The sequence below is a fragment of the Actinomadura kijaniata genome (assembly GCF_014138665.1).
GTDB classification, from domain to species: domain Bacteria; phylum Actinomycetota; class Actinomycetes; order Streptosporangiales; family Streptosporangiaceae; genus Spirillospora; species Spirillospora kijaniata.
On sequence record NZ_JACJIA010000001.1, the window covers coordinates 222,189 to 235,290 of the forward strand.

General features: G+C 75.4%; 13 protein-coding genes. 4 read left to right on the plus strand and 9 right to left on the minus strand.

Annotated features, from left to right (window positions below):
- The first annotated feature begins 60 nt into the window (after positions 1-60).
- Entirely contained in the window at positions 61-585 is a 525-nt protein-coding gene (locus HNR61_RS01030; RefSeq protein WP_182841222.1) for a flavin reductase family protein, read from the plus strand.
- Here HNR61_RS01030 and HNR61_RS01035 read toward each other — a convergent pair.
- Positions 567-2,171 carry a DHA2 family efflux MFS transporter permease subunit gene (locus HNR61_RS01035; RefSeq protein ID WP_182841223.1) on the minus strand — a complete coding sequence of 535 codons (1,605 nt, stop codon included), beginning with the start codon at positions 2,169-2,171 and terminating at the stop codon, positions 567-569. The genes HNR61_RS01030 and HNR61_RS01035 overlap by 19 nt on opposite strands.
- Positions 2,168-2,785, minus strand: coding sequence for a PadR family transcriptional regulator (locus HNR61_RS01040; RefSeq protein WP_182841224.1), 618 nt, complete (start codon positions 2,783-2,785; stop codon positions 2,168-2,170). Before HNR61_RS01040 ends, HNR61_RS01035 begins: the two co-directional genes overlap by 4 nt.
- Positions 2,786-2,964: 179 nt before the next feature.
- On the opposite strand from HNR61_RS01040, the gene HNR61_RS01045 reads away from it, so the two are divergent.
- Entirely contained in the window at positions 2,965-3,963 is a 999-nt protein-coding gene (locus HNR61_RS01045; protein WP_182841225.1) for a glycosyltransferase family 4 protein, read from the plus strand.
- A gap of 15 nt (positions 3,964-3,978) precedes the next feature.
- On the opposite strand, the gene HNR61_RS01050 is transcribed toward HNR61_RS01045, so the two are convergent.
- Positions 3,979-5,043 (minus strand): glycosyltransferase family 2 protein, encoded by a 1,065-nt coding sequence (locus HNR61_RS01050; protein ID WP_182841226.1) that lies wholly within the window; start codon positions 5,041-5,043, stop codon positions 3,979-3,981.
- A gap of 138 nt (positions 5,044-5,181) precedes the next feature.
- Entirely contained in the window at positions 5,182-6,375 is a 1,194-nt protein-coding gene (gene rocD, locus HNR61_RS01055) for an ornithine--oxo-acid transaminase (RefSeq protein ID WP_312897704.1), read from the minus strand.
- Positions 6,376-6,560: 185 nt separating this feature from the next.
- On the opposite strand from rocD, the gene HNR61_RS01060 reads away from it, so the two are divergent.
- Positions 6,561-7,040: an Lrp/AsnC family transcriptional regulator gene (locus HNR61_RS01060; RefSeq protein WP_182841227.1), complete on the plus strand. Its 480-nt coding sequence runs from the start codon at positions 6,561-6,563 to the stop codon at positions 7,038-7,040.
- 4 nt (positions 7,041-7,044) lie between these two features.
- Here HNR61_RS01060 and HNR61_RS01065 read toward each other — a convergent pair whose 3' ends face one another.
- Complete coding sequence (locus HNR61_RS01065; protein WP_182841228.1) at positions 7,045-8,487, minus strand: protein kinase family protein; 1,443 nt, start codon at positions 8,485-8,487, stop codon at positions 7,045-7,047.
- Positions 8,488-8,580: 93 nt separating this feature from the next.
- Between HNR61_RS01065 and rraA the strand changes: the two genes are divergently transcribed.
- Positions 8,581-9,066: a ribonuclease E activity regulator RraA gene (gene rraA, locus HNR61_RS01070; RefSeq protein ID WP_182841229.1), complete on the plus strand. Its 486-nt coding sequence runs from the start codon at positions 8,581-8,583 to the stop codon at positions 9,064-9,066.
- Between the two features lie 137 nt (positions 9,067-9,203).
- Here the strand turns inward: rraA and HNR61_RS01075 are convergent, their stop codons facing one another.
- The 4 genes from HNR61_RS01075 to HNR61_RS01090 form a co-directional block, all read right to left on the minus strand.
- Entirely contained in the window at positions 9,204-9,641 is a 438-nt protein-coding gene (locus HNR61_RS01075) for an SRPBCC family protein (RefSeq protein WP_182841230.1), read from the minus strand.
- 39 nt (positions 9,642-9,680) lie between these two features.
- Positions 9,681-11,066, minus strand: a complete 1,386-nt coding sequence (locus HNR61_RS01080; protein ID WP_246441909.1) for a carotenoid oxygenase family protein — start codon at positions 11,064-11,066, stop codon at positions 9,681-9,683.
- Positions 11,063-12,388: an MFS transporter gene (locus HNR61_RS01085; protein WP_182841231.1), complete on the minus strand. Its 1,326-nt coding sequence runs from the start codon at positions 12,386-12,388 to the stop codon at positions 11,063-11,065. The genes HNR61_RS01080 and HNR61_RS01085 overlap by 4 nt, the downstream gene beginning before the upstream one ends.
- A gap of 99 nt (positions 12,389-12,487) precedes the next feature.
- Entirely contained in the window at positions 12,488-13,054 is a 567-nt protein-coding gene (locus HNR61_RS01090) for a TetR/AcrR family transcriptional regulator (RefSeq protein ID WP_182841232.1), read from the minus strand.
- Positions 13,055-13,102: the final 48 nt, after the last annotated feature.

Sequence of the window (13,102 nt, forward strand, 5' to 3'; positions counted from 1 at the left end):
GCCGGGCGGGTGCCCTGGCCGGGTGGGCGCGATGTACCGGCGGGTACAGTCGGAATCATTGTGAGCGATGACCCCCACCTCCCCGCCCCGGCCGCCCCGGCGGTCGATCCGGTGCTGTTCCGGCAGGTGGTCGGGCGGTTCGCGACGGGGGTGGCCGTGGTGTCCACCGTCGTGGACGGCGCCGACCACGCCATGACCGTCAACGCGTTCACGTCCGTGTCGCTGGAACCGCTGCTGGTACTGGTCTGCCTGGAGAAGACCTCCCGGCTGCACGACATGGTGCTGGGCGGCGGGACCTGGGCGGTCTCGGTGCTCGGGGAGCGGCAGCGGGAGGCGTCGCAGTGGTTCGCCACGCGGGGGCGGCCCCTCGACGGGCAGCTCGACGGGTTCGCCGTGGAGCGCGGGGCCGTCACCGGGGCCGTGATCCTGTCCGGGGCGCTGGCGGCGATCGAGTGCCGCACCCACGCCGTGCACGACGGCGGGGACCACAGCATCGTGGTGGGGGAGGTCCTCTCGCTGGACCTCCCCGATCCCGACGGCCGTCCGCTGGTCTTCCACGAGGGGCGTTACCGGGCCATCGCCTGATCCGGGACGGGGTCCCGCCGGGGCCCGCCCCGGTAGGCGCGCACGCCGAGGCAGGCCACCGCGCCGCACAGGACCACGGCCAGCGCGACCCCCACCGTCGGCTTCATCGCGTCGACGAAGCCGTGGGCGAACACCTGGGCGGCGAGGTCCTGGACCTGGTGGGCGACCTCGGGGGAGGTGCCGGGCGGCGGGGTCGCGCCGTGGTGGGCCGCGCCGACCTCCAGGCCGCCCTCGGCGGCGTTGGAGAAGCCGTCGACGAAGCCCTCGCGGGCCTGCGGCGGCAGGGCGGCGGCGCGTTCGGCCGCCTCGGTCCGCAGCGCGGCGGCGAGCTGGTGCTGGAGCACCGCGCCGACCACCGCGCCGCCGAGCACCGAGCCGACCTGGCGCATGGTGTTGTTGACGCCGGAGGCGGCGCCGGCCAGGTGGCGCGGGACGTTGCGGGTGGCCTCGGTGCCCATCGGCGCGAACACGCCGCCGACGCCGATCCCGCTGATGATCATCCCGGGCAGGAGCGCGGGCCAGGGGGTGTCGGGGCCCGCGGCCGCGAGGAACCACGCGTTGCCCGCCACGTACAGCAGCAGACCGCCCATCAGCAGGAACCGGCCGCCGATCCGGTCGGCCAGCCGGCCCGAGACCGGGGCGAGCAGCATCGACATCAGCGAGGAGGGGGCCATCACGAGGCCCGCCTTCAGGGCGCTGTAGCCCAGCACCGACTGCAGGTAGAGGGTCATCGGCAGGAACACCCCGACCATGCCGACCGACACGGTCGCGGCGACGAAGTTGAGGATCGCGAAGTTGCGGTCCTTGAACAGCGCGAACGGCACCAGCGGCTCGCGGTCCTGCTTGCCGCGCTGGTGCAGCACGAACGCGGCCAGCAGCACCGCCGACAGCCCGAGCAGGCCCCAGATCCAGGCGGCCCAGTCGTACTTCTGGCCCTCGGTGAGCGCGAACGTCAGGCACAGCAGCGCCGCCGACGCCAGCAGCACGCCGGTCAGGTCGAAGCGGTGCCGCACGGTGCGGGTGCGGTCGGGCAGGATCGGGAACGCCAGCGCCACCACGGCGATCCCGATCGGCAGGTTCACCAGGAAGATCCAGCGCCAGTCCAGCGAGGTGACCAGCACTCCGCCGACGGTGGGCCCGGCGATGGTGGACACGCCCGCGACCGCGCCCCACACGCCGAGGGCCGCGCCCCGGCGCTGCGGCGGGAACGTCTCGATGATGATCGACATGGTCTGCGGCATCAGCAGCGCCGCGCCCAGGCCCTGCACGGCCCGCGCCGCGATCAGCTGGGCGGGGTCCCGCGCCAGCCCGCAGGCCAGGCTGGCCAGGGTGAACACGACGACCCCGGCGACGAACAGGTTCTTCTTGCCCCACAGGTCGCCGAGCCGCCCGGCGGTGATCAGCAGGACGGCCAGGGTCAGGACGTAGGCCGAGGTGATCCACAGGGCCTGGTCCAGCGAGGCCCCCAGCTTGTCGATGATGCTGGGGATCGCGATGTTGACGATGGTCAGGTCGAGCAGCGTCATGAAGAACCCGAGGGACAGGGTGAGCAGCACCGCCCAGGGGTGTCCGCGCAGCCTGGTCATGAGGTCCTCTTCCGGGGGGTCTCGGGCCGGTCGATGCAGCTGGAGGAGTCGCCGGGGGTCCAGTCGAGGCGTCCGGAGGCCAGGTCCTCGATCAGGCCGGTGATGTAGTCCAGCTCGGTCCGCAGCTGCGCGATCTTGAGTTCCTGGTCGAGCATCTTGGGGCGTTCCAGCCCGCGCTTGATCAGCGCGTCGTAGGCGGTCTGCTCGCCGGCCACCTGCGCCTGCAGCACGACCGCGCGGGTCCGCAGATGGACCAGCGCCGCGCCGGGCTCCATCATGATGATCAGCGCGAGCGCCGTGCCGAACAGCGGGAACTCGGCCTCGGGCCGGGCCAGCAGCTCGGCCAGGCGGTCCTGGGCGGCGTCGCGGCCCCGCTCGGTGATCGCGTAGACGGTGCGTTCGGGACGGCGCCCCTCCCGGCTGGTCTCCAGCGGCTCGATCAGCCCGTTCCCGGCGAGCCGGTCCACGGTGCTGTAGAGCGCGCCGTGGGTGAGCTTGACCGCCTGGTCGTAGGCGCGGACCCGGATCTGCTGCTGCATCTCGTAGGGGTGCATCGGGCCTTCGAACAGCATCCGCAGCACGGTGAGCGCCAGGGGCGTGAGGGGACGGGCCATCTCCACCTTCTTAGTCCGGCTAGATTGGTCTAACTAGACTAATCCAGTCGGATGGCAAAGGCGAGCGGGTCACGTCGTTCCCAAGAAGTGCCCAGGTCGGCCGAGGTCGAGGGCGCGCCCCCGGGCCGCGCGGGGCGGGCGGGCCTACGGTCGCCACGACGTCCGGAGCGGAGGTGGCCATGCGGGTCGGGGTGCCGGGGAAGGTGTGGGAACGCCGCGTGGGCGGCGACACCGCCCATGCCCGCGCGCTGTACGAACGGCTGCGCCCGCTCGGGGTGAACGTGGGCCCGCTGGCCGAGGGGCTGCTGTGGCCGCGCGGGACGGGCGTCGACCTGCTGCACTATCCGGCCGGCACGGGCGCGCCGGTCCTGGCGCCGGTCCCGGGGCGGGTGCCGGTCTGCGCGACCCTCCACGGGCTGCCGCCGCACCGGCCCGCCGGGACGCGCCGCACCCTGGCCGAACGGATCCGGTACCGCCGCGTCGGCGGCATGGCGCGCGCCGCCGACGCGGTCGTGACGGCGTCGGAGTTCTCGGCCGGGCGGATCCGCCGCGCGTTCGGGGTGCCGGCGCGGCGGCTGCACGTCATCCCGCCCGGCGTGGACACCGGGCGGTTCCACCCCGGCGCCGACGGCGACGCCGCGCTGCTGGGGCCGGTGCGGCTGCCCGAGCGGTTCGTGCTGTCCCTCGGCCCGCCCTCGCCGCGCGCGAACGTCCCCCTGCTGGTCGAGGCCACCGCCCGGCTCGGCGTCCCGCTCGTGGTCGCCGGGGGGCCCGGCGGCGGGGACGCGCGCACCGTCCGCGTCCTGGACGCCGCCCCGCACGCGCGGCGGCTCGGCGCGGTGCCCGGCCCGATGGTCGCGCCGCTGCTGCGGGCGGCGGCGGTGCTGGCGGTCCCGTCCCCGCACGGCGGGTGCGGGCTGCCGGTGCTGGAGGCGATGGCCTGCGGCACCCCCGTGGTGATCTCCGACCGGGGCGCGCTGCCCGAGACCGCCGGGGGCGCGGCGCGGATCGCGCGCGGGCTGACGGTGGCGGGGCTGGCCGCCGCGCTCGCCGAGGTGCTGGACGACGAGTCCGCCGCGGTCGGGCTGCGCGAGCTGGGCCTCGGCCGGGCCCGCGCGTTCACCTGGGACGCCACCGCCCGGCGCCATCTGGAGGTCTTCCAGACCCTGGTGGGCTGACGCCGGGCTCGCGGATCAGCCCTGTGACGCGGGTGGCGCGGGTGGCGCGGGTGGCGCGGGTGGCGGGGGAGCGGGGAGCAGCGCCCCGGTCAGCCCCTCCAGGTGCCCCACCGACCGGTGCAGGTGCCAGGCCGCCTCCGGCCTCCGGCGCCGCAGGAACGCCAGCGCCGCCGCTCCCAGCGGGCGCGCGACGGCGCGGGCGCACGCGTACCCGCCGTAGTGCCGCCGGTGGACGCGCCCGGTGCCGCGCGCCGCGTGCCGGGCCCCGGCGCCGTGCTCGGGCGTTCCGGCCGGAGGGGCGTCGGGGTCGTGCTCGAACACCCGGATGTCGGGCGCGTGGTTGAGGACGCTTCCGGCGCGCAGGCCGCGCAGCAGCAGGTCGGCCGTCGCGCCCGACTGCCAGGGGGTGTCGCAGCCCGCGCCCAGCCCCTCGTCGAACCCGCCGTTCGCGCGCAGGAAGGACGCGCGGAAGAAGCAGGACCCGGCGGGGGCGAGCGTCCAGACGCTGCGGTCGTCGATGCGCGCGGGGCGCTCGTCGAGCGGCGGTCGAGCCCCGTCGCCGCCGACCATGCGGCCGGACACCACGTCGGCCCCGGCTTCGAGGGCGCGGGCGCCGCGTTCCAGCGCGTCCGGCGGGTACCAGGTGTGGTCGCCGGGGAACAGCACGACGTCGAAGCCGTCCGGCTCGGCGAGGGCGACCGGGCCCCGGGCCGGACCGGCGGCGACGAGCGCGCGGGCGGTCCGCTCGGCCGGCGGCCGCGGCGCGGGCGCGCCGAGCATCGCGTCGAGCGTGCCGATCGCGGACGGCCGCTCGACGGCGGCGGCCTCCAGGACGCCGAGCGCGACCAGGCCCGCGTTGCGCCCGGCGGACGTGCCGCCCGGCGAGGTGAGGTGGTGGACGGCGAGCCGGTCGGAGCGGTGCTCGACGACGGCGGCGGTGCCGGGCCGGCGGCCCCGGTCCACGACGACCACCCGCGCCGGGGGCAGCGTCTGCCCGGCCAGCGACAGCAGCAGGCGGTCCAGCAGCCGCGGCCTTCCGACGGTGGTGACGATGACCGCGATTCGCGGTGCGGGCGACATGGTGATCATTGTCGGAGCCGGGGACGCGCGGGCCGCGCAGCCCGGAACGCGTGTGTCGCCGGAGTTCCGCCGATGGTGCGGGCGGCCGCCGGACTCCGTTGTCCGGGGGCCGCCCGGGTCTTCGCGCGGGGCCGGTGATCAGCCCTTCAGCGCGGTCTCCAGCTGGTCCAGCGCCCAGTCGAGGTCCTCCCGCTCGATCACCAGCGGCGGGGCGAGCCGCAGCGTGGTCTCGTGGGTCTCCTTGGCCAGCACGCCCAGCTCCATGAGCCGCTCGCTGACCGGCCGGGCCCTGCCGTGCAGCTCGACGCCCGCCCACAGGCCGCGCCCGCGCACCTCCTGCACCAGGTCGCTGGACAGCTCGCCGAGCCGCCGGTGCAGGTGCGCACCGAGCTCGCGGGAGCGCTCCTGGAACTCGCCGGTCCGCAGCATCGCGACGACCTCGCGCCCGATGGCGCAGGCCAGCGGGTTGCCGCCGAACGTGGAACCGTGCTGGCCGGGCTTGAAGACCCCGAGCACGTCGGTGTTCGCGACGACGGCGGAGACGGGCATCAGGCCGCCGCCGAGCGCCTTGCCGAGGATGTAGACGTCGGGCACGACGTCCTCGTGGTCGCAGGCGAACGTCGTCCCGGTGCGGCCGAGGCCCGCCTGGATCTCGTCGGCGAGCATCAGCGCCCCGCGCTCGGCGCACAGCTCCCGCACGGCCCGCAGGAACCCGCTGGGCGGCACGTTGACCCCGGCCTCACCCTGGATCGGCTCGACCAGGACGCCGACGGTGTCGTCGTCCATGGCGGCCTTGAGCGCCGCGACGTCCCCGTAGGGAACGGTCCGGAACCCCGGCGTGTACGGGCCGTAGGAGTCCTTGGCGTCCGGGTCGGTGGAGAACGACACGATCGTCGTCGTCCGGCCGTGGAAGTTGCCGTCGAAGGTGATGATGTTGGCCTGGCCGGCCGGGACGCCCTTGACCTCGTAACCCCACTTGCGCGCGGTCTTCAGGGCGGTCTCGACGGCCTCGGCGCCGCTGTTCATCGGCAGGACCATGTCCTTGCCGCACAGCTCGGCCAGCTCGGTCACGAACGGGCCGAACTGGTCGTGGTCGAACGCGCGGCTGACGAGGGTGACGCGGTCCAGCTGCCGCCGCGCGGCCTCCACGAGCCGCGGATTGCGGTGGCCGAAGTTGACGGCCGAGTAGGCGGCGAGCATGTCCAGGTAGCGGCGGCCCTCGACGTCGGTGACCCACGCGCCGTCCGCCTCGGCGATGACGATCGGCAGCGGATGGTAGTTGTGCGCGCTGTGGTCCTCGGACATGGCCCGTAGCTGGTCGGATCGTGTCACGACGCTCCTTCGCCCGGTTCGGTCCGGCCGGTCTGGCCGGGATCGCTGGACACACCGGTGGTGACCGGTGCCGAGGGGGGTGTGCGGACCGCGCCGACAGGGGGTGGGCGGCGGCCCTGAACTCAGCGTATGTTCGGGATCAACCGGCGACCAATGCGGAAAATCGACTTGGGGGGAGTTGTTTGTTGCGTCTTGACGAGTTGGACCGTCGAATCGTTGCGCACCTGCTGGAGGACGGCCGCGCCTCCTACGCGCAGATCGGCGATCGCGTCGGATTGTCGGCCCCGGCGGTGAAACGCCGGGTCGACCGGCTGCGCGCCGAGGGCGTGATCACGGGGTTCGCGGCGGTGGTGGAACCGGCGGCGCTGGGGTGGGGCGCGGAGGCGTTCATCGAGATCTTCTGCACCGGGGCGACGTCCCCCGACGAGATCTACTCCAGCATCCGCAACCACCCCGAGGTGGTCGCCGCCTACACGGTCAGCGGCGACGCCAGCGCCCTGGTGCACGTGCGCGTGCGCGACATCCAGCATCTGGAGCAGACCCTGGAGCGGCTGCGCCGCGAGGACAACATCACGGCGACCAAGACGGCGATCGTCCTGTCCCGCCTGATCGGCCGCCCCACCGACACCCCGGCCCGCCCGACGGAACCGGTGCGGACCCCCTGAACCGTCACATCACGAACGCGAACAGCAGGGCGCACAGGGCGACGATCCCGGCGACCGCGCCGCAGGCCAGCACGACCAGCATCTCGCGGTCGGTGCGCCGCATGCCGCCCGGCGGGGGAGCGGCGGGGCCCGGGGCGGGTGGGGGCGGGGGAGCCGGCTCCGGCGGGAGCATCACGGGCCGTCCGTCCGGAGGCGCGGCGGGCGGCCCGAAGCCCGGCCCGGCGGGGGCGGGCGGCGGCCCCACCGGCGCGGGCGGCGGCCCGGCCGGAACGTGCGGCGGTCCCATCGGCGCGGGCGGGTGCGGCGGCCCGGCGTCCAGCGGCGTGTCGGAGGGCGGGGCGACCCCGTCGCCCGGCGGCGGCCCCATCGGCGCGGGCAGGTGGGACGGTCCCGTGTCCAGCGGTGTGTCGGCGGCGGACGTCCCGCCCGCGCGGGCCGGGACGTCGGCGCGCGTCCCCGCGTGCGGCGTGTCGGCGTGTTCCGTGTCGAGGGCGGGTGGCTCCTCCGCGTGCGGCGTCTCCGGGCGTTCGGGGTGTTCGATGTCCTCGTGCTTCGCGTCCGTCTCCGCCGCGTCCGTGGACGTCTCCGCCGTGGGCGGCGGCTCGTCGGCGTGTTCGGGCTCGTCCGGCGGCGCGTCGGCGGCGGGCGCCTCGCCCTCCGGGACCGGAGGGGGCGGGTCGGGGTCGCCGGGGAACGTCGCGTGGGCCAGCAGCCGGTCGACGATCTCGGGGGTGAGCCAGTCCGGCTCGGGGGCTCCGGTCCCGTGCTCCAGCGACGCGATGATCTGCTCGGGGCGCGGGCGTTCGGCGGGGACGTCGGCCAGGCAGCGTTCCAGCAGGGACCGCACGTCGGGCGGGCACTCGGCCAGCCCGTCGCCCTCGTACTGCCGCCCGGTGGCCGCGTAGAAGACGACGCCGCCGAGCGCCAGGATGTCGGCGTCCACCGAACCGGCCGGGGCGACGCCGTAGCCGGTGACGCGCGGGCCGTCCGGCGCCAGCAGGACCGAGGAGGGCATGAGCCGCCCGTGGACGACGCCCGCCGCGTGGATGTCGCGCAGCGCCTCGGCGATCCCTCCCATCAGGATCCGCACCGCCCGCGCGGGCAGCGGCCCCGACTCCACGACCACCTGCGCCAGCGACGGCCCGGCCACGTACTCGGTCGCCACCCACGGCTGCGGCGCGTCGGCGTGGAAGTCCACGACCGGCGCGACCCGCCGTCCGCCGACCCGCCGCGCGGCGGCCATGTCCTTGCGGAACCGCTCCCGGAACACCGGGTCCCGCAGCGCCTCGGGCCGCACCACCCACACGGCCAGCCGCCGCCCGCTGTCGGTGGTGGCCAGGTACACCCACCCCCGGCCGCTGGCCTCCATCCGCGCGAGCACCCGGTACCCGCCGACCAGCAGCGGATCGCCGGGCGCGAGCGGCTGAAAGGGCGGACTGTTCATCATGGCGGCCTCCCGGGTGGTCAGCCGATTATCGCGCCTCCACCGGGCCCGGTGGCCAGTCGGCGGCCGCCCGCTACCCCTCAGTAGGATCCGGGCATGGACTTCGCGACCGCTGATCTGATCGACGACTTCGGGGACGAGCTGCGCAGCTGCGAGACGCAGTTCCGGCAGTACGGGGCGCGCACGCGGTTCGCCGGGCAGGTGGTCACCGTGCGCTGCGACCGCGACAACGGCCTGGTGAAGAAGCTGCTCAACAGCCCCGGCGAGGGCCGGGTGCTGGTCGTGGACGGCGGCGGGTCGCTGGCCTCGGCGCTGATGGGCGACATGATCGGCGCCGCGGCCGTCGCCAACGGCTGGTCCGGCGTGGTCATCAACGGCGCGGTCCGCGACGTCGTCGAGCTGGCCGGACTCGACCTCGGCGCCAAGGCCCTGGGGTCCAACCCGCGCAAGAGCGCCAAGGACGGCGCGGGCGAGGTGGACGTGCCGGTGGCGTTCGGCGGCGTGGAGTTCCGCCCCGGCGACTGGCTCTACAGCGACGAGGACGGCATCGTCGTCGCCGACCGCGACCTGCTCGGCGCCTAGGACCTGCTTCGAAGTGGGCCCGGCCGCGCGCGAGTGCGCTGCCTGACCTGCGGGCCCGACGCCGGAGGCCAGGGCTTTTGTAACACCGCTTGTACGCGGGAAGGCCCCGCCGGTGCGCGGCGGGGCGTTCGTATCGTTCAGCGGGTTTCGGCGGCCGTCTTCAGGTCGTTCAGCCAGGCGGTCAGGGAGGCGTCCAGCGCGGCCCGCGTCCCCTCGGGGTCGGCCTCGACCGGCGGGCCCGCCCACGACTCCTCGGTGACGACCCGCGTCCCGTCGCCCTCGGGCAGGAACGTCCACACGTGCTCGCCCTCGATGCCGTGCGCCGGGCCGCCCCACAGGACGCGGTGTCCGGGCTCCAGCGCCCGGACGGTCGAGGTGATGTCCAGGCCGTGGGTGAGCCAGGTGAACGTCGCCCCCTCGCGCAGCGGGCCGTTCAGCGCGGCCTCGTCGATCCCGGTGTTCCAGGCCGGCCAGGCGTCGACGGCGGTGTGCAGGTTCCAGACGGTCTCCGGCGGGGCCGCGACGACGATCTCGTGGCGGACGACGACGGGCGCGGTGCGGTCGATGTCGATCATGATGGGGTTCCTTCCGTGGGGGCGGGTCAGCGGCCGAGGTCAGCGGTCGAGGTCGGCGTCGGGGATCCAGGAGCCGTGGATCCCGGCGGGCACGCGGCGGGGCAGCTCGACGGCGGCCACCGGGTCGCGGCCCAGGTCACGCGCGTCGAGCACGAGGAGCTGGGAGGCGTCGCGGGCCAGGTCGCTGACGATCGTCAGCAGGTAGCCGTCGTCCTCGGCGGTCGCCCCGGCGGCCGGGACGAACACCGCCTCGCCCGGCATCCGGTCCGCGCCCATCGGCAGCAGCCGCCGCGTGCCGGTGGCGGTGTCGTACTTGACGACGGCGTGCTCGCGCAGGCCCGCGCCGGGGAACGCGATGGCGTACCCGTACCGGTCGGCCCGCCCGGTGTACTCGTCGTTGATCGACGGGAACTCGGTGATCAGCCCGTCGAGGGTCTCCTCGGCGGCCCGGCCGGTCGCGGGGTCGAGGACCCAGCGGTGCAGGACGGCCCCGGCGTTCGGGGTGGGGCCGTGGCCGGGCGAGCCGACCCACCACTTCCACGAGCCCTCCCACGCGGCGCGGTCGTAGCGCGGGCCCTCCACCACGATCCGGCCCGCCGCGTCGACGTGGGCGTTGGTGACGTGCAGCAGCGCGCCCGGCTCGACCTCGAACCAGGTCACCCTCGCCGGTCCGGTGCGCGGCATGACCCCGATGCGGGCCGGGTGGTCGTCGCTCCAGCGGTAGGGGATGCCGGACTGCTCGGCGTGGTCGAACACCACCGGCATGTCCAGCCACACCACGTGCTCGGTGGTGATCGCGAAGTCGTGCATCAGCGTCGGCCCGGCCCCGTCGACCACCTCGGCGCGGGTGATCTCCCCGGCGGCCGAGGCGACGTAGTAGGTGAGGTACGGCGGGAACGGCGAGTACCCGAAGAAGTGCAGCTCGCCGGTGACCGGGTCCTCCTTGGGGTGGGCGGTCATCGCGGTGGTGAGGCGGCCGCCGAAGTCGTAGGCGCCGACCGTGTCGAGCTCGGGCGTGACCTCGAACGGCAGGTTGGCCTCCTGGAGGGCCAGGATGCGGCCCGCGTGCTCGATGACGTGGGTGGCCGCGCCGCTGGCCGCGAGGTTCGGGACGCCGTCGGCCCCGATGTAGGGGACGCCGTCCAGGGCGGGCGTGCGGACCCAGCGGTTGCGGTACCACTCGGCGCGGCCGTTCCGCAGCCGCAGCCCGTGGATCATGCCCGCGCCCTTGAACCAGTGGGTGGGGACGTCGCCGGGCCTGGGGTTGTGGCCGTTGCGGAAGTAGCGGCCCGACAGCTCCGGCGGCAGCGTGCCGTGGACCGTCAGCGCGTGGGAGGTGGCCTCGTCGGGGACGGGCGCGAAGTGGTCGCTGATGTAGGGCTTGGTCATCGTGGTCTCCACGGGGGTGGCGGAACCGGCGGTCATGACGTGCTCCTCGTCGTGGTGAGGGTGAACAGGGAGGTCAGGGCGGCGATGGCCGCCGCGGTGAGGAACGCCGCGCGGTATCCGGCCGGGCCGGCGTGCCCGGCCGCGACGGCGGTGAGGGCGGCGAGGCCGACGGCCCCGCCGAGCTGCCGGGCGGTGTTGACCAGGCCCCCGGCCAGCCCGGAGTCGGCGGGCGCGACCCCGCGCGCCGACAGCCCGGTCAGGTGGACGAACGCGATGCCGATCCCGGCGCCGGCCAGCAGCGACGGGCCCAGCAGGTCGGCGGGGAACGTGCCGTCGGCGGGGGCGCGGGCGAGCCAGGCCAGCCCGGCGGCCAGGGCCGCCAGCGCCGCGACCAGCGAGGCCCGCACCGGCAGCCGGGGCGCGACGGCGGACGCCAGCGTGATCGCACCGGCCAGCGGGAGCTGGGTGAGCCCGGCCTCCAGCGGCCCGTGCCCGAGCACGTTCTGCTGGTAGAGCGGCAGGTAGTAGAACAGCCCGATCCACACCGCGCCCAGCAGCGCCATGGCGAGGTTCGCGGTGACCGGCCCGCGCCGCAGCAGCCGCGACGGCACCAGCGGGTCGCGGGCGGACCGGCCGAGGCGGCGCTGCCGGAGCGCGAACGCGCCCAGCAGCAGGACCCCGGCCAGGCCCGCGGCGGCGTTCCCCGCGGTCACCGCGTACACGAGCCCGACCAGGCCGCCGGTCGCGGACACCGCGCCGGTCCAGTCCACCGAGCCCCCGGCGGGCGGGTCGGCGGGCACCAGCGCCAGCGTGGCCGCCAGCGACGCCGCCGCCAGCGGGACCGTCACGTGGAACACCGCGGGCCAGCCCCACAGGTCGGTCAGCAGGCCGCCGAGCAGCACGCCCGCCGCGCCGCCCGCCCCCGACACCGCGCCCCACACGCCGAGGGCCCGGCCGCGTCCGGGGCCCGGCGGGAAGACCAGCAGGACCAGCCCGAGCGCGGCCGGGGCCAGCAGCGCCGCCCCGGCACCCTGCGCGGCCCGCGCCGCGACCAGCAGCGCCGCGTTCGGGGCCAGGCCCGCCGCCAGCGACGCCACCGCGAACAGCGTCATCCCGGCGGCGAACGTCCGCCGCCGCCCCAGCACGTCCGCCAGCCGCCCGCCGACCAGCAGCAGCGCGCCGAACGCCAGCACGTAGGCGTTGACCACCCAGGACAGCGCGGCGGGCGGCAGGTCCAGGCCCGCCGCGACCGACGGCAGCGCCACGTTCACGATCGAGGTGCTGAGCACCACCAGGAACTGCGCGGTGGCCAGCGCCGCCAGCACGGGGCCGCCGCGCGGGGGCCGGGGGACGGACATCGGGAGGACCTCCTATGAGTGGTTGATCACTCACTCTCGGGGCGAAAAAGGGGCGGCGTCGCAGGCGACGCCGCGTCGTCGGGGGCGGACCGGTGGGGGTCAGTAGTGGCGGATGCCCGCCAGCAGGGTCCGGGTCCAGGGCGCGTCGATCTCGACCGCGCCGATCGAGACGGTCGCGTTGCACAGGAAGCCGGTGGCGAAGAAGTGCTGGATCGGCGCGTCGTCCGCGCCCGACGCGGCCCGCACGTACTCCACCAGCCGCGCGTACATCCGCTGCACGGCCTCGCGGATCACCGGCTCGCCGCTGGCCGCGCAGGTCGCGTGCATCAGCACCATCAGCACCTCGCGGTCGGTGATGAGCCGCGCGTACGCCTCGCCCATCGCGTCCAGGACCGCCGCGGGCTCGGCGCTGGCGGCCTTGGCCACACCCTCGGCCAGGCACTCGCGGATCACCGCGCCGACGTGCTCGACGACCGCGACGAACAGCGCCTCCTTGTCGGGGAACAGGCGGTACACGTACGCCTGGGAGATCCCCGCGCTCTTGGCGACCTCGGTGGTGGTCGTCCCGTAGTAGCCGCGGGCCGCGAACGCGCTGATCGCGGTGCGCAGCACCGTGGCGCGCCGTTCCTCGGCGGTGGAGAGCCGTCTCGTGCGAACGTCCGTCATGTGAGTAATAAACCACTCACACTTGGATCCGTCAAGTCCCGGTGCCCG